The following is a 20788-nucleotide window of genomic DNA, read 5'->3' on the forward strand; positions in this document are numbered from 1 at the left end:
CGTACGAAAATAGATGTGATAGCTGTTTCCATGCCGCACTCTCGGGGTGCGACCCGCGCGGAGCGCTTCGGGGACTCCCGACCCGCAGTTTACCGGAACGCCGGCGCGACGCGCTCGGCGAACAGCTCGGCGCTCGTGGTCTCGGGGAAGTCCACGAACTCCACGACGACCTCGCCGAAGCCCATCTCGTCGAACGTCTCCAGTCGCTCGCGGACCTGCTCCGGCGTGCCGACGAGCGGGTACTCGCTGTCGGCGACGTTCTCGGGTTTGAACCGCGGGAAGTGCTCGTCGAGCAGGGCGTCGAGTTCCGCCTCGTCCTCGCGGAGCAGACACCGCGCGAACCACGAGCGCTCTATCTCCTCGAACGGCCGGCCGTAGCCCTCGCAGTGGCGTTCGAGCACGTCCAGTTTGTGTTGCATCACCTCCGGCGGCCCCCAGAAGTTCCACGAGTCGGCGAACTGTGCGGTGATTCGGAGCGTGAACGACTCGCCGCCGCCGCCGACCATGATGGGCGGATGCGGGTCTCGGACGGGGTGGGGCCGGCACATCGCCTCGTCGAGGGTGTAGTAGTCGCCGTCGAAACTGACCGTCTCCTCGGTCCACAGGCGCTTGAGCATCCGAATCGACTCCTCGAGCATCCGGAGGCGGGTCGGCGCGTCCGGCCAGTCGTAGCCGTAGGCCCGCGCCTCGCTCTCCTTCCAGCCGGCACCCATGCCGAGTTTCAGTCGGCCGTCGCTCACGGCGTCGAGCGTCGCGGCCTGCTTGGCGAGGAGCGCGGGGTTTCGGAAGTGGTTGTTCACCGTCTTCGGGTAGAGGTACACGTTCTCCGTCTCGCGGGCGATGGCGGCCAGCGTGACGAAACACTCCGTCGTGGGGCCGCTGCCGGTCATGACGTGGTCGGGGACGGCGACGCCGTCGAAGCCGAGGTTCTCCATCGCCACGGCGAACTCGACCTGCGCGTCCCACGAAATCTCGTCGCAGAACGCCAACTGAGAGTGAACGGAGTCGCCGGCGCTGGTCGGAACGTTGACTGCGAACTGCATACGAACGGCTCACGCGCAACCACGAAAACAGTTACCACTCCACTCGCCTCGACCACGTCGCTCGAACCACTCTCGACCGCGACAGTACCGCTCGCCGCCACCCCAACACGTACTACGGTTCGCGTCCTCCCGAACCACATGACGGACAATCAGCGCGCGGCAGTCGTGACCGGCGCGTCCAGCGGTATCGGTCGGGCGGTCGTCGAGCGACTCCGAGCGGAGTACGACTACGTCGCTTGCTTCGATATCGAGGCCGGCGAGACGGACTGGGGCGACGAGCGCGTCCACGAGTTCGCGGTCGACGTTCGCGACCCCGACGCGGTCGCGGACGCCGTGGCGGCGGTCGAATCGGTTGCCGACGTGGCGGCGCTCGTGAACAACGCGGGCATCTCGCGGGCCGTCTCTCTCGCGGACCTCGGCCCAGACGAGTGGGACCGCGTCCTCGACGTGAATCTCAAGGGGCAGTACGTCGTCGCCCGCGCCGTCGCGCCGGCCATGGTCGAGCGCGGCGAGGGCGCCATCGTCAACGTGTCGAGCGTCGCTGGCCTCCGCGGAAGCGCGACCGGCGGCGTCCACTACTCCTCGTCGAAGGCGGGCGTCTTCGGGCTCACGAAGGGGCTGGCGAAACAGCTCGGCCCCGAGGTGCGCGTCAACTGCGTCGCGCCGGGGCTCGTCGAGACGCCGCTTCTCACCGAGTCGAACCTCTGGACCGAAGAGGCGCTCGCCGAGTACGCCGCCGATCTCCCGCTCGAACGCATCGGGACGCCCGAGGAGGTCGCCGACGTGGTCGCGTTCCTCTGCGACGGCGCGGGCTACGTGACGGGCACGGTGCTGACGGTCGACGGCGGGTCGATGCTCCGGTGACGCGCCGGCCGACCGCGGTCACGGACAGTGCCGAGTTGCACCGGGCCGAACCGAGTTGGTGGTCAAATATGACAAAAACAAATATATATCAAATAACAGAATTAACGTCGCTCGTCCGAATACCTTCGAGCGATTCGCCGTCGGTCGGTCTCTCCGTCGGTTCGACACGCCTCGCCCGTCGGTCGCGATAATGCTGCCCCGCGAGAAAACGCGTTATTTCGCCTCTGTGACGGATTCTCCCCACTTTCTGTGCGTCCGAGACGACGACCGGACGAGCGCGGTCGGATTGGTTGTCGTGTCCGTGGTCATCCGCGATTTCGACGACCACTCCGCCGACCGAATCTGTCTATTCGAGAGCGAGACCGTCTATTACGGGCCGGTACTCTGGGGATACTGGCGAATAGGAAGGGGGCCGCGGTCATCGATTTGGTGTGAAAGTGGGCGGGCGGGAGTCGAGAACGAGACTCGACTAACATACGTCTGAACCGACTATTCTTGTGATTATCCGGACGTCTAACAATTTGGAACCCCGTTCGTCCCGCAACGTTGAGCCTTTCAAAACATATTACGCCGCCGGCCCTGTACCGGACGCTCGGGCACAACCATGGACTACGTCAAAGAAGACGACACGGTCGTCGTCAGGCTGGACCCCGGCGAACAGGTCCTCGACTCGCTCGCGACGGTGCGCGACGAGTTCGACATCGAACACGGCTTTCTCACGGGTATCGGCGCGGTCGACTCCGTCACGCTCGGCCACTACGACGTGGGCGACCAGGAGTACCTCGAAGAGGAGTTCACGGGCCAGTTCGAGGTGACGAGCTTCCTCGGCAACATCGGCCCCGACAAGATTCACACGCACATTCAGGTCGGCACGCGCGACTTCGAGACGCTCGGCGGCCACTGTTCCGGCGCGCGCGTCTCCGGGACGTTCGAGGTCGTCATCCACCTCGGCGAGACGCCGCTGACCCACCACCTCGACGAGCGGACCGGTCTCGACGTGTTCGACATCTGAACCGGGCCGGACCGAACTGAACCGGCCTGACCCGCGTGAATCGCGGTGCGGACACTCGGTCGTTTTTTGTGCGCCCGCCGCGGGTCGAGAGCGCCGCGCTCGTCGGGCGACGAGTGAGGTTCGGAGAAAAAGACGGTGCTGTCGGGGCGTCGGCCGGCGGTGGAGGGCCGAAGCGAGGGGGCTGGAGGGCGCGTGGTCGGCGGACTGGCCGACGCCCCGAGCGCACCGAACGAGGGTTTCGGGGGGTCGTCCGCCGACGCGGGGTCCGCCGCGGGGACGCGACCGGGGACCGGTGGTCGCGCCGCCGTCGGCGGGTCGCAACCGCCGGTCCGTTGGAGCGCGGCCGGCGGCAACTATTCGTAGTCGACAACCCATATTGGCGGTTCCCCAGTAACTACCGTAAGTTACGTGAGTAGCATGAATAGCGTGTATTGTTCGCCATTCGGCGTTTATGGGCGCTCTATCGTTCACTTACGGGTGAATCTCCCAACCGAATGACTTTCGACGCGGGGGGTCGTGGCCGAGAGTGACAGATGAAACGACACCTCCGCGTTCACATCGTCCCCCTGTGGCGCGAACACGACCGCATCGTCGGCCCCATCGAGGACGACCGGCCGGACAAGGTCTACCTCCTCGAACACGAGGACCCCGCGGTCGAGCGCCCGACCTACCACGATGCGGTCGTCGACCGCATCGCCGACGTGGTCGGCACCCCGCCCGACGTCGAGTACCTCGACCTCTTCGACATGTACGAGGTGATGGGCGCGATTACGACAATCGCCGATTGGCACCCCGACGACTTCGTCCGCGTCAACGTCACCGCCGGCACCAAACGCGCGGCGGTCGGCGCGACGATGGCCTGCATGGACGAACGCACCGACGCCGAACCGTACGTCGTCGACCCGGAGGTCCGGCCGCACGGCCTCGACGCGCCGGTCACCGAGGGCTTCGCGCAGGCGTCGCTCCTGACGACCTACCAAATCGACTCGCCCTCTCCCGACCAGGTCGCCGCGCTCGCCATCATCGAGGCCCACGACACCGACGCCAAACACGCGAAGAAGAAGACGCTCATCACCGAGGCGGCCCGCTACGGCCTCGAGTTCATGCGCGGCCGCGTCGACGGCGAGGCGGCCGACTACGAACCCGTCACCGGCGACTACAACGTCCTCGACAACCGCGTCACCGCGACGCTCGAACATCAGGGCTACGTCACCGTCACCCAGCGCGGAACCCGCCGCTACCTCGAACTCACGGAGGAGGGCAGACAGACGCTCCGCGCGTTCCGCCACCGCGCCGAGTCGGTCGTCTCGGACCTCGAAGCCCGGACCGACGACCCGTCCGAGAACGTCGACTTCGCCCTCGACAACCCGGTCGACGCACTCGTCGAGAATCGGTAGGACGAGTCGCGACTCCCGCCGTCACCGCCCCCGACGCCACCGCCTATCCCTGTCGCTCCAAGGGCAACTGTTAGTACGGTAGCGACGGGACGCAGACATGTATGCCCTCCAACATGCACACGCGCAGAGCCGTCCTCGCGGCCGGCTGCGCGACCGCCCTCGCGTCGCTCTCAGGCTGTGTCGCCCGCGCAATCGGTGCCCTCGATGTCGAGCGCGACTACCGACGTGACGCGCCGGTCGGCGACGTGACTGGTGCGTGGCCGACCTACCAGCGCGACTTCGCCAACACCGGTTACACCACCGACTCCGGCCCCTCGGCGGACGCGAGCGTCGAGCGAATCGCGTCCGGCGACGCGGCGCTCGCCACCTCGGTCGCGCTCGCCGGCGGGCGCGGCGTCCTCGGATACAGCGACGGCGACGGTGAGGACGGCGTGTATCGCGCGCTCGACCTCGACGCCGAGGCCGCTCCCGCGGACTCCGACGACGCGTGGACCGTCGACTACGCCCACGGGAAATCCACGCCCACGCTCGCCGGCGACGCGATGTTCGTCTCGACCGCGGAGTTCGTCGCGGCCTACGACGCCCGGACCGGCGAGCGGTGCTGGCGGACGAGCGAGGGCGGGTACGGGACCTCCGCGAACGCGCCGATACTCGCCGCGGGGACGCTCGTCGATGGTGGGAGCGCGCCCGTCTTCGGGCGCGACCCTGCGACCGGAGAGGAGCGGTGGACGTACGACCCGGGTGAGGTGTCTACCGTTCTCGCCGCTGGCGAAGGCGTCGTCTACACGACCGTTGGTGCCGACCACGAGCAGACCGGCGTCGCCGCACTCGACGCCGCGACCGGCGAGGAGCGGTGGCGGCGCGAGGACCTCCCGCAGACCGGCGTCCCGCTCGCGATAGGCGACTCTCACCTCTACTACAACGCCCACCGCGGGAACGTGTTCGCCCTCGCTCTCGAAGACGGGTCGACGCAGTGGCGGGCGTCGGTTCCGCTCCCGGAGAACGGAAGCCCGCAGACCGCCGTCGCGGGCGACACGGTCCACGTCCAGTCCTCGCGGGGGAGCCTCGCCGCGTTCGACGCCGCCGACGGCGCGACGAAGTGGACGCTGTCGCTCGACGCCGACACGTTCGCCCGGCCGCCGGTCGTCGCCGGCGATACTCGCTTCGTGGCGAGCGACGACCGACTCTACGCCGTCTCGGCGGCGTCCGGCGACGAACTGTGGGTGACGGCGCTCGACGCCCGACCCACCGGCGGTCTGTCGGTCCGCGGGTCGGAACTCTACTTCGCCGGGACGGGAAGGAACCCCGGCGTGTTCCGCGTAGCGGACTGAGGCCAGCGGGCCGTCGCCGCGGTTGCCGACGTGACGCCGAGTTCATACCTCACGACGCGCTCGCCGTCACTCGAACGTGTACGTCCGGTACCGTCGAACCGCGTACCGGTACGAACCGTAGGAGACGCCGACGGTCACGAGGAGGTACAGTCCGAGCCCGGCGGCGAGAAGCGGCGTCGCGGAGAGGTGCCCGGTGACGCCGAACCACGTGGCGACGAGGCCGATGACGGTGCCGGGGCCGACGACGAACATGAACGCCATCAACACGAGCGTCGAGGGGACGACGGTCGTCGCGCCCCAGAACTCGCGTTCCTCGTATATCGGGTACGCCGCGCCGATGCCGACCGAGAAGGCCGCCGCGGCGACGCACATGAGGGCGCCGACGAGCGCGAACCCGACCGCTGACAGCGGCGATGTGCCGAGGGCGACGGCCGCCAGCGGGAGCGCCGCGGCGACCGGCACGCCGAGAATCACGCCGGCGAGCACGCGACCGCGAACCAGTTCCCGCGGCGCAGTCGGAGTCAACAGCAACATCGGGAACTGCGGTCGGTCGTCGCCGATGGGGTTGAGACCGAACGTCGCGCCCGCGAGGTAAGTGCCGAGGCCGGCCCCGCTCGCGGCGAGCAGCGGGCCGAGGCCGTCGGCGGAGGACTGGACGATGGTCGTGCCGAGCGGGCCGAGGAAGAACGCCAGCATCACGAGGTGCGTGAACTTCTGGGGGTGGCGGACGCCGCGGACGAGCAGGCCCCACGCGACGTGGCCGCCGCTCGTCGCCGCCAGCGGTTTCGGCGTCGAGAAGCCGCCGGGCGAGCCGTTCGCCTCCGCGCTCGCCGCCGACGAACCCTGGTCGCCCCCGGTCGCGCGGTCGGTGAACCAGAGGGCGCTCGCCTGTCGGGTGGCGACGACGAGGCCGACGGGCGTGAGCGCGACGATGGCCGCGAAGGTGACGACGGCGGCCGCCGAGAACGGTCGGGCGAGCGGGGTCCCGACGAATGCGAGCGCGAGGTAGTCTGCGAGCGGGCCGAACGTCAGCGTCGCCGCCAGCCACTCGAGCGGGAGCGACCCCTCGGCCAGCAACCGACCGAACGACTGCGAGACGAGGACGAGTCCAACCATCGCGACGAAGCCGACGACCTTGAGCGTGCGCCGGACGCCGGGCAGGCGCTTGAACGCGCGGAGTACGGCGACGCCGGCCGCGTAGCCCCAGACGGTCGTACAGCACGCCAGCGGGGCCACGACGACGGCCGTCGTGAACAACAGCGACGGCGCGCCGAGGCCGGCCGTGAACGTCGCGGCGACGACCGCGAGCGGGAGCCCGAACCAGAGTCCAATTCGAGCGATCTCGGCGGTAATGAGCCCGATAACGACAGCCTGCGGATGGACCGTCGTGAGCACGAGCGACTCGTTTTCGACGCGGCCGATGCGTTCGAGCGTTCGGAACGTCGCGAGGAGCGCGAGCCCCACCGGTATCGCGGTGGCGACGAGGTCGAAGAAGGGAATCTCGGTCACGGACTGCGCGCCCCGGCCGACGACGTAGACGGCCGGGAGCGAAAACAGGAGGCTGCCGCCGAAGAACAGCAAGAGCAACAGAAGACCGATGATTCGGCGCGTCTCGGAGGCGTACCCTCGGAGGCTTCGCACGAACTCGGCGCGCCCGATTCGCAGGCCGTGGCGAACGTCTCGTCGGAGGCTCATTCGTCGGCGACACCCGACAGTTGCGTCTCGTCGCTCGTGACCGCGAGGAACGCGTCTTCGAGCGAGCCCTCGCCGCCCGTCTGGGCGCGCGATTTCACCTCGTCGGGCGTCCCTTCGGCGACGACGCGGCCGTCGAACAGGACGCCGACCTCGTCGGCGACGGCCTCGACCACGGGGAGGATGTGCGTCGAGAGGAAGACCGTCGCCCCCGAGTCGGCCACGTCGCCGATGGAGGTCCGAATCTGTCTCGCCGCGCGGGGGTCGAGCCCGGAGGTCGGCTCGTCGAGAAACAGCACGTCCGGCTCGTGGAGCACGCTCTGGATGAACGCGGTCTTCTGTTTCATCCCCTTCGAGTACGTGCCGATGCGCTTGTTCGCGTCGCCGACGAGGCCGAACCGGTCGAGCAGGTCGTCGATGCGCGCCTCGGCGGTCTCCGACGGGATGTCGCGGAGATCGGCGACGTAATCGAGCTGCTCGCGGGCGCTGAACTCGTCGTACAGCGGCGGCGTCTCCGGGAGGTAGCCGACGTGCGGCGCGAGTTTCCTGCGGTCGCTCACGTCGAGCCCGCAGATGCGGACCGACCCCGAGGTGGGCTGTGAGAGCCCCGTCAGGATGCGCATCGTCGTCGTCTTCCCCGCGCCGTTCGGCCCGAGGAATCCGTACACCGTTCCGCTCGGAATCGACAGCGAAACGCCGTCGAGCGCGACCTCGGAGCCGTAGGACTTCCTGAGGTCAGTCGCTTCGACGGCGACGTCCGCGTTGGTGGAGGGCATGGGACGGCCCGCGTTTCGCCCCCCGGACGCCTAACGGTTGCGAATTGATACACGACCGACAGAAATGGCGGCGGTTCGCAGCGTCGTCAGGCGTTTACTCCCTCGGAGTTCGCCGGTCGAATCGACCGGTAGAACGCGGTCGAGTAGGCGGCGAAGAAACCGCCGACGAGACCACTGACGAGCACGAGTCCGACCGCGATGGCGACCATGCCGACGACGCCGACGGTCGGGAGTCCCGAAAACGCCGACGCGGCGGTCGCGCCGGGTTCCGACCCTGCCACTGCGGCCCCCTGATGCTGGAGCGACGGGGTGAGTAGGAGCGAGGCCACGCCGCCGACCACGCCGGCCAGAAGGCCCCCGAGTCCGACGATGACCGAGTAGCCGAAGACCGACACGAGGTTGTTCCTGACGCATGAGATGCTGCGCTTGACGCCGTCGACCGCGCCGAGGTCGTCGATAACGATGGCGTGGCCGAAGAACTGCGAGACGAACACCACGGCGAGGTAGGTGAGAGTCACGGCGAGGACGATGACGCCCAGAATCGCGAGCGTGGCGGTCCCCGGTTGGCTGCCACTCCCGATGACGAGGAGGCCAAAGAACAGCGTTGCGAAGACGCCGATGAATGCCAACACGAGGTTGACCGCGAGCAGGCTGAAGTAGACCGCGAGCAGCGAGACGTAGTGCGACTTCCCCTCGTTGACGAGCGTCCCGAGCGAGGTGTGACCGTCGATGGCCTCGTTGGCCATGCCGAGGACGCCACCGAGGAAGAACGGGACGACGAACACGGTGAGGCCGCTGAATCCCAGCGAGACGATGCTTCCGATGAGCGGGCTGACCGTCTGCGCGAACAGCGACGGGAGTTGGACGAGGCTGAACGCCGCGGCGACGACGAACAGTATCGGGTTCCGTCTGAGGGACCCGGCGGCTGTGCCGATGGATTGGAGGGCTGCCATACCGACCACGTCTCCGCACCGAGCAAAGAATGTTGGGTTGACAGGTCGTCTCGCGCGTCCGGTCTCAGACCCGAGATTCGGTCGCGAACGAACGCGAGACGGCTCGTATCGCCGAGACTGTGATTACACCTGTACCCGTGTAATCGATGTTTTCACGCGTGACTGCCCCTGTCTCGGAGGAACGAATCGACCGCGGCCGCGACCCGTTTGGGGTCGTCACCGGGGCCGCCGTGGCCGAGCGCGTCGAACTCGACGAACCGGCTGGTCGGCAGAGCGTCGTGGACGTTTCGGGCGCTCTCGCGGAGGAAGTCCGGACCCCCGGTGCCGGCCATGACCACGGTGGGTGCGTCAACGTCCAAGCGGGCCGGAAGCCGGTAGCGTTCGACGGCGCGGTTCATCCGGACGACCTCCTCGGCGAGGGCCACGCAGTCGGGCCAGACGGGCCACTCGTCGAGCCACGCGTCGAGGTCGTCGATGCCGTCGGGGTGGAGTACCTGCTCGACGTAGCGTTTGACCGCCTCGCGCCGCTCTCCCGCCTCGACGAGCGCGGCCATGCGCTCCGAGAGGTCCGCCTCTCTCCGGTACGCCTCCGGGAGCACCGCCGGCTCGTAGGCGGCGACGGCGGCCACCCGCGCGTCGGTCGCCGCTTCGAGAGCCGTGAGCGCGCCGTAGGAGTGACCGAACAGCGCCGGGTCGCGTCCGGTCGCCTCGCGAATCTCGTCGACGACTTCCCGGACGTACTCGACCTCGCGCTCCAGCACCGCCTCGGCGGGCGTCGTCTCGGCGTCGTCCAGGCAGGTACCGAAGCCGGGTCGCTCCGGGACGACGACCTCGTAGCCGTCGAGGTGCGGGACGACCGCGTCCCAGTACGCCGGCGGTGCCATCCCGCCGTGGCAGCACAGAAGCGGCGCGCCGCTCCCGAATCGTTCGTCGGACAGTTCTGTTCCGCGTTCGAATCGAATCGGTTGCATCGCGGCCTCGCTTGTCGCCGGCGGCAGCTAAGTCGCACTCTCAGGCGTGCGGTCGTTTAAGTGGCCTCCGAGGGCGGGCGACCGTCTCGGCCGCTTCGACACGCCCATGACCGACCGCCGAGACGGCGGACGTATGGGTCTCATCGCCGAGTTCGACATCGACTGCGACGCGCTCCCGCTGACAGGGGTCGCGGCGGCGGTTCCGGAGGCGACGCTCGCGTTGGAACTCCAGTACAACCACGGCGAGCGGCCGATGTTCATCGTGACGGCCACCGGCGGGGCACACCAGGCACTCGAAACCGCTATGGACGACGCCGTCGACGTGGCCGACTGGACACGAATCGGCGAGTCGGGCGAGACCCGCCGGTATCAGGCCGTCCCGGCGCTGAGCTTCGAAGAACAGCTCGGGGACAGCCTCGACGACCTCGCCGGACTGGAGGCCCTCGCCACCGCCGACGCCATCATCGAGCGCATCGAGGCCCAACCGGGTGGTTGGCGGCAGACCGGCTGGTTCGCGGACCGCGACGCATTCGGGCGATTCGCATCGTTCTGGCGGCGGAACGCCGGCTTCGGACTCCGGCGCCTCGCCCGCGACGGCGACCCCGAACCACCGGGGGAGGGGCTCACCGACCGACAGGACGAAGCGCTCCGGACGGCGTACGAACTTGGCTACTTCGACATCCCCCGCGGGGCAACCCTGCGGGAGGTCGCCGACGAACTCGGCATCGCCGCTTCTTCGACCTCCGAGCGACTCCGACGGGCGCAGACCCGGCTCATCGCCGAGACGGTGGCGACGACGTGGCCGCCGCTTCCGAACTGACGGGTCGACGAACCGGAACTGACGAGCCGGAACTGACGAACTCGACGAACCACTCGGGTCGGTCACGCCCGAAGACCGCCCTAACTGAGTCGGACGACGGCGCTCCGGCCGGCGAAGTAGACGCCGCCTTCGGCGATGCACGGACCGATGTCGAAGCGCTGGCGTTTGCCCGCGGCCAGCTCTTGTCGCGTGTTTCCGGTGGGGGCGTCGAGGACGGTTACCGCTCCCCCGCTGTCGTCGTGCGTCGGGACGAACACGTTCCCCGCGCCGACGGCGATGCCGCTCGCGTAGCTTCCGGCGTAGTTTCGGTTGTCCCAGCAGCGGGTCCCGTCGGCCAACGCGAGCGTGACCAACCGGTCGTCGGTCGCGACGTACACCCGGCTACCGTCGGTCGCGATGGTCTCGGGCTGCCTCGGTCGACTCTCGCCGCCCGCTCGCTGCGGTTCGAGTCGATAGCGCCAGCGCTCCTCACCCGTCTCGGCGTCGAGTCCGAGCACGCTCCCGGCACCGGTCCCGACGAGGACGGTCCCCTCGACCACCGAGACGTTGCACGCGATTCGGGCGCTCGTCTTCGCACGCCAGCGCTCCGTCCCATCGGCCGCCGCCAGTGCCCGGACGTAGGTGTCGTCGCCGGCGGTGTAGACGGTGTCGTCGGCGACGGCAGGCGTCGAGTCGGAGGGGAACCCGGTCGCGGCCCGCCAGCGGGTCTCGCCGGTCGAACGTGACAGCGCGTGAGTCGCGACGCCCGCTTGGACGTAGACGGTGTCGCCCGCGACGATGGGGCTCGCACCGAAGATGCCGCCGCCGAGTCCCTCCCGTTTCCAGCGTCGGTCACCCGTCGCCGCGTCGAAGGCGTGGGTCTCCTCGCGGGTCACGACGACGAGCGTTCCGTCGCCGACTGCGGGCGCGGGTTCGGGGTCGGTGAGCGGTCTGGTCCACACTCGCTCGCCCGTGTCGGCGTCGACCGCGGAGAGTTCGTCGTCCATGTCGTGGACGTAGACGGTGCCGTCGGCGACAACCGGGACGTGGTGGCCCACGTGGGTCTCCACGGGCACCGTCCAATCGACAGTGAGGTCACCTTCGGGGACAGCCTCGGACGCGACGGCCCCGGTGTTCGTCGTCGGACCCATTACGCCGCGCCAGTCCGCGGTCGCCGGCTCGACGGGGTCGTACTCGGGACACTCCCCGCTCGTCGGGTTGTGCTCCGACCGCGTTCCGAGACAGCCCGCCGCGCCGACGGCGGCGCTTCCGAGACTCGCCAAGAGTCGCCGCCGAGTCGGTCGCTGGCCGGTGTCGGTCATGCGACCTTCACCACCCCGCGGTGCGCGTGGGTCAGATACATCGCCTCCTCGGTGATGACCGGCGACGCCATCGGCCGCCTGTAGTACGGTTCGGCGAAGTAGTTCCCCGACTGGAGCCACTCGTCGGCGTCGCCGCCCCACAGCCGCGTCCCGTCGGCGGCGTCGACGGCTCCGGTTCGGAGGTAGACTCGCCCGTCGGCGACGGGCGGGCGAGCGAGATACGGGAGGGTCGTCGGGTCGCGGTCGTGGCTCGGCGGCGCTTCGTTCACCACGCGCCAGCGCTCGACGCCATCGGTCCGGGAGAGCGCGTAGAGGTTCTTCGCGCCGACGTAGACTCGCTCGCCGTCGACCGTCGGCGGGCCGGCGGCCTCTGAGCCGGTCACGAACCGCCAGCGCTCCTTGCCGGTGTCGGGGGCGAGCGCGTAGACGGTTCCGCCGACGGTCGCGTACAGCGCGTCGTCGGTGACGGCGAGGCCGTTGGGCGACCGGCCGTACCGACCGTCGAGCACCGTCCGCCAGCGCCGCCCGCCGCCGTGGTCGTAGCCGAGGACGACGACCGCCTCGCGCTCCCGCTCGAACGGCGTGAAGGCGGCGTAGACGCCGCGGTCGTCGGCGACGGGCATCGTCGTCTCGACCGGCTCGTCCGGGCCGACGAGGAGTTCGAGCGCCCCCGGCCGGTCGGCGGCCCACAGCCGACTCCCGTCGCTTCCGACGGCGTGCAGGCGGCCGCTCCCGCTTTCGACGTACAGTCTGTTCCCGTACGCCGTCGGGGTTCCCAGCCGGCCGCCGAGGTCCGCAGTCCACTCGCTCGACCCGTCGGCACCGACGGCGTGGAGCGTGCCGTCGTAACTGCCGACGACGACGGTTTCGTGGTCGTCGCCGACGACCGCGGGGCCGCCGCCGAGCCCGTCCGCGAAGCCTTCGACCCAGCGGACCGACCCGGACGCGGCGTCAATCGCGGCCAGCGGGCTCACGAAGTCGTCCGGCCTGTAATAGTGGGTAGCGACTCCGGTGACGTAGACGGTGCCGTCGGCGACGACCGGCGGGACGAGCGCGCCGTAGAGCGGCGGGTCGAGGCTCCCCCGCGAGACGCTCCACGAGACGGTTCCCTCGGACGGGCCGGCCGGTGCGTGGCCCGTCGCCTGTGGGTCGTAGCCGGTGGTCGGCCACGCCGTCGTCGGCGCGTCGAACGTCGCGTCCGGAGCCGGTGGGGAGCCGCCGCACCCGGCGACTCCGCCCGCGAGTGCGACTCCGCCGGCGGCCAGTACCTCGCGTCTGGAGAGCATACGACCGCCGTCTCGGCGCGAGATAAAAACCTTCGTGGCTCCCCGCTCGGAGACCCGCCCTCGCGACCGGTCCCGCCTCCGTCCGAACCAACAGGAGTATTATCAGCCGGACCACACGTCCTCGCTGATGCCCTCCTATTCGCGACGCGACGCGCTGAAGACGATTCCGGCGCTCGCCGCCGGCCTCGCCGGCTGTGCGAGCCTCACGGGCCACGACGACTCGCTCCCGATGCCGACCGCGTGGACGGCGGGCGTGCGAACTCCGACCCGCGCCCTGCGCCCGTCGTCCGGCCCCTTGCTCGTCGGGACTGGAAGTCCGTTTCACGCCGACCCGATGGTGTCCGCGCTCGACCCCGAGACCGGCGAGGAGCGCTGGACGGTGACCGGCCGGAAGGGCTACCGCTCACCCCTCGGCGTCGACGACCGGCACGCGTACCTGTTCTCGAAGGCGGGGCGAGCCACGGCGGTCGATTACGAGGCGGGCGAGCGAGTGTGGGACACCGGACTGACGGGCGTCGACAGAGCCGACCCGGGCGTCGTTCAGTACCCGCCGGTCGTCGCCGACGACACTGTCGTCTTCCCCATCTCGGGCACCGAAAACGACGTTGTAGACCGACTGCTCGGGCTGTCCCGCGAGGACGGCGAGCGGCGTTTTCGCGCCGAACTTCCGGCGTCGCTCGCCGGCGCGCCCGCCTCCGTACCCGCCGGAGACGGTTCCCAAGCCGGCGTCGTCGCGCCCGTCCTCGACGGAACGCTTCGCCGGTTCGCCACGGATGGCTCCGAATCGTGGCGCGTCGACGTGGGTCCGTCGCCGTCGTCGGTGGCAGTCGCCGGGGACACCGTCTTCGTCGGGAGCGCGACCGAGGAGCTACTGGCGCTCGACGCGGCGACCGGCGAGGTTCGCTGGCGTGGGTCGCTCCGAAACACCGTGTTCGCCCGGCCGCTCGTCTCCGACGGCCGCGTGTACGTCGGGGGTGCGGACTACTTCCTGTACGCCTTCGACGCCGAGACGGGAACCCGACTGTGGCGGCGCGAACTGGCTGGCCCCGTGACCTGCGGACCGACCCGCGTCGGCGACCGACTGGTGACCGTCGTGGGGGCGGACATCCTCGTCCGGGGGCACAGCGGGACCGTCCCGTTCGACCCGACCGCGCTGTACGTCCACGCGACCGACGGCGCTCTCCTCGGTGAATACCGGTTCGAGGGCTACCTCGACGGCGGCACGGTGAACTGGGTCGTCGCCGCGGGCGACGGCGTCTACGTCGGACAGGAATGGCAACTCGCTCGCCTCGACGCGGAGGTGCTCGATGCCGAGTGAGCCTCCGGAGCGGACGGGTTCGGCCGGAAGCCGGGAGCAAACCGTCACCCGCCGCGAGGTGCTCGGGACGCTCGCGGCCGTCAGCTCGCTCTCCGTCGCCGGCTGTAGCTCGATTCCGGGGCTCGGCGGGCCACGACCGGTCTGGCGACGCGATATCGACGGGGCGTTCATGGCCGGCCCGCCCGCCGTCACCGACGGACTGGTCCTCGCCGGGATGCAGGACAAGGCGTTGTACGGCCTGCGGCGCGAGGACGGGTCGACCGCCGTCCGGTTCGAGACCGGCGGCCCGATAGAGACGCGACCCGTCGCCCCGGCGTCCGGCGGCCCGTACCACGTCCACAGCACCGACGGCGACCTCTACGCGGTCGATTCTTCGGGCGACGAACTGTGGCGCGACGAGGGTACGGCCCATCGAGCGAGACTCGTCCGCACCGGGTCACTCGTCGCCGAACTCGACTTCGCCGGCCCCGAGAGCACGCTCACCGGATACGACCCACAGACTGGCGACCGACGCTTCGAACGGGCGGTTTCGTCGTACTCCCTCGACGGTGTCGCCGACGACTCGGTCGTGGTTCGCGTACCGGTGAGCGAGACCGAATCGCGCGTCGTCTCGCTCTCGCCGGCGGACGGGAGCGTCCGGTGGCGGACCGACACCCAGCGGTGGTACCCGAGGGCCGTCGCGGACTCCCAGCTCGTCGTCGCCGCGTGGGACGGGACGCTGACGGCCTACGGACCGTCGGACGGGAGTGTTCGGTGGCGAATTTCCATCGGTGACGTGGGACGTACGCTTGTCCTCGGGTCGCAGGTGTATCTCTCCCACGACCGACCGGACGGCCGTCAGGGACTGCTCGCGTTCGACCGCGAGACGGGCAAGAAGCGGTGGGCGAACCCCGTGGGCTATCAGATTCGGGCGGTCGAGGCCACGGACGACGCGGTGTTCGTCGGGAGCCGTGTCGACGACCCCGACGGCGGGATTCTCGGCCGAATCGACCGATTCGACCTCGACGGCACGCGGCGGTGGCAGACCGTAACCGGACTCCCGTCGCTGGACTCGCTCGCCGTCACGGGTTCCCGCGTCGTCGCCGTCTGGGACCGGGGCTTCGAGGTGCTTTCCCGGAAGACGGGCGAGACGCGGTGGTCGTACGAACCCGAATCGCACAGCCGGCTTTCCCTCCGCGTCGAGCCGGCGTCGGTGTTCGTCTCGTACGTCGACGACGGCGCAGTCGCGCGGTTCCCGCTGGAGTGACCGCGAGGACGACGTGGTTCGTTGCCTCGCGTCGCTTCGACTCGACTACCCGGCCACCGCGGCACGCCGGTAGTGGACGAGTGCCGCCGCACCGGCGACCAGCCCAACAGCGATAGTCACGCCGTGGAACGCCACCGGAGGGACCGCCTCGACGACCCCAGCCGAGGACGTGGCGACCAGCGTTGTTCGGACGGCGTCGAGTCCCACTTCGGCCGCGAGAAGTGGCGCGAGCAGGAACGTCGCTCCGACCTCCGCGCTCCACCTCGTCGGGTTTCGGTCGCGGCGTCTCGCGTGTCGATACGTCGCGGCCGCGGCCACACTCCCAAGGAGCGCCGCCGCGGCAAGCGTAATCGGGCTCACGGTTCTGTCGTCGCTCCGCGAAAATGTAGTCTTTTTGTCTGTTCTGTTCGGTGTCGACGACGCGGTCTCCCACCAACTTATTGACGTACCGAGGAGATACTTCGCTAACGAGGAGCACGAACCGATGGACGACACACGTCACGCGCCCCCGCTGGAGCGCCTCGTCGAAGCAGTCGAAAACCGCGCCTACGAGGCGGTGAGCGGGTCGCTCGGGGAGCTCCGAACGGCGTCGACCGAGGACCGAAAACGGGCGCTCCGAGAGCTTCGACGCCTCGCCGACGACCGGCCGACTGCGTTCGGGTCGCTCCTCCCCGCTGTCACGCCGTTTCTCACCGACGACGACCGCGCCGCCCGGCTGTTGACCGCGAAAGCGCTCGTCGCGGTCGCGGAGGCCGCTCCCGACGCGGTCGCTCCCGCCGTTCCGTCGCTCGCCGAGCGACTCGCCGACGAGGACGAGTTCTACTACGTCCGCGCCCGGTCGGCCGAGGCGCTGGGCTACGTCGCGCTCGAACACTCCGATGCGGTCGCCTCGCCGGAGGTGCTCGCGGACCTCCGCGTCGGTCTCTCGTTCGACGAACCCGAGGTGAAACAGAAGCTGGCCAAGGCGCTCGAATGCGTGGCGCTCGGCGACCCCGGTCGACTTCGCCACCGCGTCTCGACGCTCGCAGACCACCTCGACGACCGGGACGAACTCGTTCGCTACCACCTCTGTACGGCGGTGGCGGTCGTCGGCTGCGACGCGCCGGATTCGCTCGCCGAGGCTCGGGCGGCGCTCTCGGCTCGACTCGCCGACGAGAACGCCTTCGTCCGGGGCCGCGCCGCCGAGGCGCTCGGACTGTCGGCCCGCGGGAGCGGCGAGGCGGTTCGCGTACCGGATTCGGTTCTCGACGCGGAATCCGACGAAGCGGCCGAGTTCGTCGCCGAACGGGTCCGATTTCTCCGGGCGGCGTCGGAGGGAGAATCACTGGAGTCACCGGCCGAAGGCGTTGGGTCGCTGGCCGGCGTTCGGAGCACGACCGACGACGCAGTCGACGAGATGACGTCGCCAGACGTGGACGGGGAGTGCCCCCATTGCGGTATCGACCTTCCCGAGGGCGCGCCGCCGATGTGTCCGAGCTGTGGCGCTCCGTACTGAGTCGAGCGCGCGGTTACTTCCGGTAGCCTCCGGGAGTTACTGCGTCTCGCCGTCGCCGACGGCGAGGTTGCCGGGTCGCTTCAGTCGTCTGCGTCGGCCGTCGTCTCGGTCTCTAACTCGGCTGAAACGGGGGGGAGGCCGTGGACGAGTGCGTTTCCTGACGCCGTATCGAAGAGGTGGACGTTCCCCCGGTCTATCACCACTTCGACGGCCGTGTCTTCTCGAATCGTCGAGTCGGGCTCAACGCTCATCAGCAACTGGTCATCAGCCCCTGACTGGTCCATCGAGGTTCGGCCTTCGCCCAACAGCATGTACGCGAATATCTCGTCGCCCATCGGTTCGAGAATATCGACGCGCGTGGCGATGAGCGAAGAGGGGTCTTCGACTTCGACGCGCGCTCCGCTGGGATAGATGTCTTCGGGACGAATCCCGATGGTTACCTCGTCACCCACGTCCACAGCCTCGACAGACGCCGGATCGAACGCGAGCGAGAAGTTCGCCGTCGAAAGCGAGTCTTCTGTGACTGTCGCCTCAGCGAAGTTCATCGACGGCGAGCCGATGAAGCCGGCGACGAACAGGTTCGCCGGCTCGTTGTAACAGACGAGCGGCGGGTCGATCTGCTGGAGCTGGCCGGCGTCGATGACCGCGATACGGTCCGAGAGCGTCATCGCTTCCTCCTGGTCGTGGGTGACGTAGATGATGGTCGTGTCCAGTTCCTTGTGCAGGCGCTGGAGTTCAGTCCGCATGTGCACCTTGAGCTTCGCGTCGAGGTTCGCTAGCGGCTCGTCCATGAGGAAGACATCGGGCTCACGGACGATGGCGCGGGCGATGGCGACGCGCTGTCGCTGCCCGCCGGACATCTCGTCGGGCATGCGTTCGAGCATTCCCTCCAGTTGGACGATTTCGGCGGCGCGCTCGACGCGGCGCTCGATTTCCTCCTTGTCGTAGTTGCGGAGGCGAAGCCCGAAGGAAATGTTGTCGTAGACGTCCATGTGGGGAAACAGCGCGATGTTCTGGAACACCATCGCGACCCCGCGGTCCTTCGGCGGGAGGTTCGTCACCTCGCGGTCGCCGATGTGGATTTCGCCCTCACTCGGCTTCGTAAGTCCAGCGATGCTTTCCATCGTCGTCGACTTCCCACACCCCGATGGGCCGACAAAGCAGATGAATTCGCCGTGGTCGATGTCGAGGTTCATGTCGTCGACCGCCGTTACGTCGTCGTAGTGCTTGCTTACGTGTTCGAGTCGTAGTCGTGCCATTGTTATTCTTTAAGTGCTCCTGCGGTCAGTCCGCTGACGATGCGTTCCTGTGCGATGATGACGAGGACGACGACCGGGATGACCCCCACAACGCTCGCTGCGGCCATGAGGTTGTACTGCGTCGTGTACTGGGTCTGGTAGCTGAGAATCCCGCCGACGATTGGCGACCACTTGGACGCTTCGGGCGACGTCGCCATAATCGAGCTGAAAAAGTACTCGTTGTAGACGCTGATGAACGTGAGGACGCCCGCGGTCGCCACGCCGGGTGCCGAAAGCGGCACGATGACGCGGAACAGCGCGCCCAGTCGGGTCGTTCCCTCCACCCGCGCCGCGTCCTCCAACCCGTCGGGAATCTGCCCGTAGAAGGTCGTGAGGATGAATATCGACAGCGGCAGGAACAGCGCGCTGAACGGCATGACCATCGACCCCGGGGTGTTCAGCAGTCGGGGTGGTGTGAAGAGCGGGATACCCACGAACGGAATCGTTATCGGGGCGTTACCGGCGAACGCCTGAAACAGCGGGATGACGAACGCTGCCGGCGGGAAGTAACTGATGGCGAGGATACCGAGCATCAACAGCGCGCGCCCGGGAAACTCGATCCGTCCGAACACGTAACCTGCGAGGCTCGCGACGACGAGGACGATAACTGTCGTCGTGGCAGCTAGCACGAAGCTATTCAGCACGTACAGATGGAACGGAACCTGCTCGAAGACGGTAACGAACGCTGTCGGATTGAATCCCTTCGGAACGGGGAGCGGAAACGTACCGCTGACGCCGAACAGGTCGACAGTTGGGAGGAAACTCCCGGAAAGTAGATTCTCTTGTGGTGTCACCGCGAGGACGAGTAACCAGTAGAACGGGAACACTGTCGTGACCATAAAAAACGCCATCGCGACGTAGAACAACGCTCGGTACACGCGTCGTGGGTTGTGGATCGCATTCCGCGCCCACCGTGCGAGCGGCCCGGTATCGTCTGACGTATCCTCGATTTCGCTGGACATTATATCGCGTCCTCCCCCTGCCACAGGATGATTCCCATCACGACGACGCCGATGATGGCCGCCGTAACGAACGCGATGGCGGCCGACGTCCCCTCGTGCGTGTTGAACGTCGAGACGACCATGCAGGAGAGTGAGGGGACGACGGTACAACTCGAGACAGTATCGATGATACCGTACACGCGCATCGCCTGCACCGAGCGGAATAACACCGCAACCCCGATGGTCGGCAGGATGAGCGGGAGCGTGATGTATCTGAACTGCTGCCACTTGCTCGCACCGGCGACACGAGCCACGTCGTACAGGCTACGATTGATGCTCTGGAGCCCGGCAAGGATGAGTAGCGCCATGAACGCCGAGGTCTTCCAGATGTCGGCGACGATAATGATGAACGTCGCGCTGACCGTGTCGTTCAATGTGTTGGTCGGCGCCACTACTCCGAGGTCGGCGAGAATCGGCGTGGCGAACCCGACGTTTGAGTCGAACATTAAAAAGAACATCATCCCCTGAATGACGATTGGGACGGCCCACGGAATGATAATCGCCGCACGGACCCACCGCCGGCCATAGAAGTCTTGATCTAAGACGAGCGCTTGCCCCAGTCCGATGAGGGTCTCGAACAGTACGCTGGCCACGGCGAAGATGAGGGTAATTACGAGGGCGCTATCGAGGAGACTCGCGGCGTCGAACCCAGTCGGGAGGAACGTCGTCCCACCGGGAAGGAACCGGTTTTTCTCCCCGGTGAACAGCGCGACGTAGTTGTCGAGACCGACGAAACGGACACTAGAGAGGTCGGTCGAGACGGCGTATAGTGACAGCTCGAACGTCCGCAAGAGCGGGTAGATGGCCACGATACCGAGCAGGACGAATACCGGGGTCAACAGCAGGTACGCGTACTGCGTGTCGCTCAGGTTCTCCAGCCACCGCAAGAAGGCGACGACTGGCCCCGACTGCCGTGACTCGCGTACCGACTTTGCAGTCGTATCGGCGCTCATACTACCCCTCTGAGAGGTGTGGAACTCATGA

The 20788-nt window shown here is 68.2% G+C and carries 20 protein-coding genes; 9 read left to right on the top strand and 11 right to left on the bottom strand.

The annotated features are described in order from the left end of the window. Positions 1-89: 89 nt before the first annotated feature. The gene (locus C5B91_RS16675; RefSeq protein WP_008096920.1) at positions 90-1043 is read right to left on the bottom strand and encodes a TIGR03560 family F420-dependent LLM class oxidoreductase; all 954 of its coding nucleotides are present in this window, start codon (positions 1041-1043) and stop codon (positions 90-92) included. 138 nt (positions 1044-1181) lie between these two features. Here C5B91_RS16675 and C5B91_RS16680 point away from each other — a divergent pair, with 138 nt between their 5' ends. The 5 genes from C5B91_RS16680 to C5B91_RS16695 all read left to right on the top strand — a co-directional run bounded on the left by C5B91_RS16680 (position 1182) and on the right by C5B91_RS16695 (position 5647). Next, a complete protein-coding gene (locus C5B91_RS16680; protein WP_008096918.1) occupies positions 1182-1907 on the top strand; it encodes an SDR family NAD(P)-dependent oxidoreductase in 726 nt (241 codons plus the stop codon). Between the two features lie 604 nt (positions 1908-2511). Continuing rightward, positions 2512-2919 (top strand): PPC domain-containing DNA-binding protein, encoded by a 408-nt coding sequence (locus C5B91_RS16685; RefSeq protein WP_004971991.1) that lies wholly within the window; start codon positions 2512-2514, stop codon positions 2917-2919. A gap of 159 nt (positions 2920-3078) precedes the next feature. Next, complete coding sequence (locus tag C5B91_RS21950) at positions 3079-3282, top strand: hypothetical protein (RefSeq protein ID WP_147374888.1); 204 nt, start codon at positions 3079-3081, stop codon at positions 3280-3282. 170 nt (positions 3283-3452) lie between these two features. After that, positions 3453-4316, top strand: a complete 864-nt coding sequence (locus C5B91_RS16690) for a DUF6293 family protein (RefSeq protein WP_115805504.1) — start codon at positions 3453-3455, stop codon at positions 4314-4316. A 101-nt stretch (positions 4317-4417) separates the two neighbouring features. Continuing rightward, positions 4418-5647 carry a PQQ-binding-like beta-propeller repeat protein gene (locus tag C5B91_RS16695; RefSeq protein ID WP_115820041.1) on the top strand — a complete coding sequence of 410 codons (1230 nt, stop codon included), beginning with the start codon at positions 4418-4420 and terminating at the stop codon, positions 5645-5647. A 66-nt stretch (positions 5648-5713) separates the two neighbouring features. Here C5B91_RS16695 and C5B91_RS16700 read toward each other — a convergent pair whose 3' ends face one another. From C5B91_RS16700 to C5B91_RS16715, 4 genes are all read right to left on the bottom strand, one after another. Further along, a complete protein-coding gene (locus tag C5B91_RS16700) occupies positions 5714-7342 on the bottom strand; it encodes a hypothetical protein (RefSeq protein WP_115820040.1) in 1629 nt (542 codons plus the stop codon). Continuing rightward, on the bottom strand, positions 7339-8115 hold the full coding sequence (locus C5B91_RS16705; protein WP_008096905.1) for an ABC transporter ATP-binding protein: 777 nt from the start codon (positions 8113-8115) through the stop codon (positions 7339-7341). Before C5B91_RS16705 ends, C5B91_RS16700 begins: the two co-directional genes overlap by 4 nt. Positions 8116-8201: 86 nt before the next feature. Further along, the gene (locus C5B91_RS16710) at positions 8202-9068 is read right to left on the bottom strand and encodes a hypothetical protein (RefSeq protein WP_008096903.1); all 867 of its coding nucleotides are present in this window, start codon (positions 9066-9068) and stop codon (positions 8202-8204) included. Positions 9069-9220: 152 nt separating this feature from the next. Beyond that, a complete protein-coding gene (locus C5B91_RS16715; protein ID WP_115805507.1) occupies positions 9221-10039 on the bottom strand; it encodes an alpha/beta fold hydrolase in 819 nt (272 codons plus the stop codon). Positions 10040-10172: 133 nt separating this feature from the next. Here C5B91_RS16715 and C5B91_RS16720 point away from each other — a divergent pair, with 133 nt between their 5' ends. Beyond that, positions 10173-10859 carry a helix-turn-helix domain-containing protein gene (locus C5B91_RS16720; RefSeq protein WP_115820074.1) on the top strand — a complete coding sequence of 229 codons (687 nt, stop codon included), beginning with the start codon at positions 10173-10175 and terminating at the stop codon, positions 10857-10859. A gap of 80 nt (positions 10860-10939) precedes the next feature. Here the strand turns inward: C5B91_RS16720 and C5B91_RS16725 are convergent, their stop codons facing one another. Together C5B91_RS16725 and C5B91_RS16730 are read right to left on the bottom strand one after the other, a co-directional pair. Beyond that, a complete protein-coding gene (locus tag C5B91_RS16725) occupies positions 10940-12160 on the bottom strand; it encodes a PQQ-binding-like beta-propeller repeat protein (protein ID WP_115820039.1) in 1221 nt (406 codons plus the stop codon). Continuing rightward, positions 12157-13446, bottom strand: coding sequence for a PQQ-binding-like beta-propeller repeat protein (locus C5B91_RS16730; RefSeq protein WP_115820038.1), 1290 nt, complete (start codon positions 13444-13446; stop codon positions 12157-12159). Before C5B91_RS16730 ends, C5B91_RS16725 begins: the two co-directional genes overlap by 4 nt. Before the next feature lie 127 nt (positions 13447-13573). Between C5B91_RS16730 and C5B91_RS16735 the strand changes: the two genes are divergently transcribed. Beyond that, positions 13574-14764: a PQQ-binding-like beta-propeller repeat protein gene (locus C5B91_RS16735; protein WP_049968684.1), complete on the top strand. Its 1191-nt coding sequence runs from the start codon at positions 13574-13576 to the stop codon at positions 14762-14764. Continuing rightward, on the top strand, positions 14754-16010 hold the full coding sequence (locus tag C5B91_RS16740) for a PQQ-binding-like beta-propeller repeat protein (RefSeq protein ID WP_115820037.1): 1257 nt from the start codon (positions 14754-14756) through the stop codon (positions 16008-16010). The genes C5B91_RS16735 and C5B91_RS16740 overlap by 11 nt, the downstream gene beginning before the upstream one ends. 45 nt (positions 16011-16055) lie before the next feature. On the opposite strand, the gene C5B91_RS16745 is transcribed toward C5B91_RS16740, so the two are convergent. Continuing rightward, entirely contained in the window at positions 16056-16370 is a 315-nt protein-coding gene (locus C5B91_RS16745) for a hypothetical protein (RefSeq protein ID WP_233514284.1), read from the bottom strand. Positions 16371-16494: 124 nt separating this feature from the next. Here C5B91_RS16745 and C5B91_RS16750 point away from each other — a divergent pair, with 124 nt between their 5' ends. Next, positions 16495-17505 carry a HEAT repeat domain-containing protein gene (locus C5B91_RS16750; protein ID WP_115820036.1) on the top strand — a complete coding sequence of 337 codons (1011 nt, stop codon included), beginning with the start codon at positions 16495-16497 and terminating at the stop codon, positions 17503-17505. An 80-nt stretch (positions 17506-17585) separates the two neighbouring features. On the opposite strand, the gene C5B91_RS16755 is transcribed toward C5B91_RS16750, so the two are convergent. The 3 genes from C5B91_RS16755 to C5B91_RS16765 are packed head-to-tail and all read right to left on the bottom strand — an operon-like array spanning position 17586 to position 20757. Then, positions 17586-18764 (bottom strand): ABC transporter ATP-binding protein, encoded by a 1179-nt coding sequence (locus C5B91_RS16755; protein WP_115820035.1) that lies wholly within the window; start codon positions 18762-18764, stop codon positions 17586-17588. Positions 18765-18766: 2 nt separating this feature from the next. Then, on the bottom strand, positions 18767-19765 hold the full coding sequence (locus C5B91_RS16760; RefSeq protein WP_049968680.1) for a carbohydrate ABC transporter permease: 999 nt from the start codon (positions 19763-19765) through the stop codon (positions 18767-18769). Beyond that, positions 19765-20757, bottom strand: coding sequence for a carbohydrate ABC transporter permease (locus C5B91_RS16765; protein ID WP_008096891.1), 993 nt, complete (start codon positions 20755-20757; stop codon positions 19765-19767). The genes C5B91_RS16760 and C5B91_RS16765 overlap by 1 nt, the downstream gene beginning before the upstream one ends. Between the last annotated feature and the right edge of the window lie 31 nt (positions 20758-20788).

Origin of the sequence: Haloferax sp. Atlit-10N (assembly GCF_003586325.1) — an archaeon.
GTDB classification, from domain to species: domain Archaea; phylum Halobacteriota; class Halobacteria; order Halobacteriales; family Haloferacaceae; genus Haloferax; species Haloferax prahovense.

What these genes read in the sequence shown, in the direction of transcription:
- C5B91_RS16675 (WP_008096920.1), bottom strand. Translation starts at nt 1,043, where the DNA reads ATGCAGTTCGCAGTCAACGTTCCGACCAGCGCCGGCGACTCCGTTCAC.
- C5B91_RS16680 (WP_008096918.1), top strand. Translation starts at nt 1,182, where the DNA reads ATGACGGACAATCAGCGCGCGGCAGTCGTGACCGGCGCGTCCAGCGGT.
- C5B91_RS16685 (WP_004971991.1), top strand. Translation starts at nt 2,512, where the DNA reads ATGGACTACGTCAAAGAAGACGACACGGTCGTCGTCAGGCTGGACCCC.
- C5B91_RS16690 (WP_115805504.1), top strand. Translation starts at nt 3,453, where the DNA reads ATGAAACGACACCTCCGCGTTCACATCGTCCCCCTGTGGCGCGAACAC.
- C5B91_RS16695 (WP_115820041.1), top strand. Translation starts at nt 4,418, where the DNA reads ATGCCCTCCAACATGCACACGCGCAGAGCCGTCCTCGCGGCCGGCTGC.
- C5B91_RS16700 (WP_115820040.1), bottom strand. Translation starts at nt 7,342, where the DNA reads ATGAGCCTCCGACGAGACGTTCGCCACGGCCTGCGAATCGGGCGCGCC.
- C5B91_RS16705 (WP_008096905.1), bottom strand. Translation starts at nt 8,115, where the DNA reads ATGCCCTCCACCAACGCGGACGTCGCCGTCGAAGCGACTGACCTCAGG.
- C5B91_RS16710 (WP_008096903.1), bottom strand. Translation starts at nt 9,068, where the DNA reads ATGGCAGCCCTCCAATCCATCGGCACAGCCGCCGGGTCCCTCAGACGG.
- C5B91_RS16715 (WP_115805507.1), bottom strand. Translation starts at nt 10,039, where the DNA reads ATGCAACCGATTCGATTCGAACGCGGAACAGAACTGTCCGACGAACGA.
- C5B91_RS16720 (WP_115820074.1), top strand. Translation starts at nt 10,173, where the DNA reads ATGGGTCTCATCGCCGAGTTCGACATCGACTGCGACGCGCTCCCGCTG.
- C5B91_RS16725 (WP_115820039.1), bottom strand. Translation starts at nt 12,160, where the DNA reads ATGACCGACACCGGCCAGCGACCGACTCGGCGGCGACTCTTGGCGAGT.
- C5B91_RS16730 (WP_115820038.1), bottom strand. Translation starts at nt 13,446, where the DNA reads ATGCTCTCCAGACGCGAGGTACTGGCCGCCGGCGGAGTCGCACTCGCG.
- C5B91_RS16735 (WP_049968684.1), top strand. Translation starts at nt 13,574, where the DNA reads ATGCCCTCCTATTCGCGACGCGACGCGCTGAAGACGATTCCGGCGCTC.
- C5B91_RS16740 (WP_115820037.1), top strand. Translation starts at nt 14,754, where the DNA reads ATGCCGAGTGAGCCTCCGGAGCGGACGGGTTCGGCCGGAAGCCGGGAG.
- C5B91_RS16750 (WP_115820036.1), top strand. Translation starts at nt 16,495, where the DNA reads ATGGACGACACACGTCACGCGCCCCCGCTGGAGCGCCTCGTCGAAGCA.
- C5B91_RS16755 (WP_115820035.1), bottom strand. Translation starts at nt 18,764, where the DNA reads ATGGCACGACTACGACTCGAACACGTAAGCAAGCACTACGACGACGTA.
- C5B91_RS16760 (WP_049968680.1), bottom strand. Translation starts at nt 19,765, where the DNA reads ATGTCCAGCGAAATCGAGGATACGTCAGACGATACCGGGCCGCTCGCA.
- C5B91_RS16765 (WP_008096891.1), bottom strand. Translation starts at nt 20,757, where the DNA reads ATGAGCGCCGATACGACTGCAAAGTCGGTACGCGAGTCACGGCAGTCG.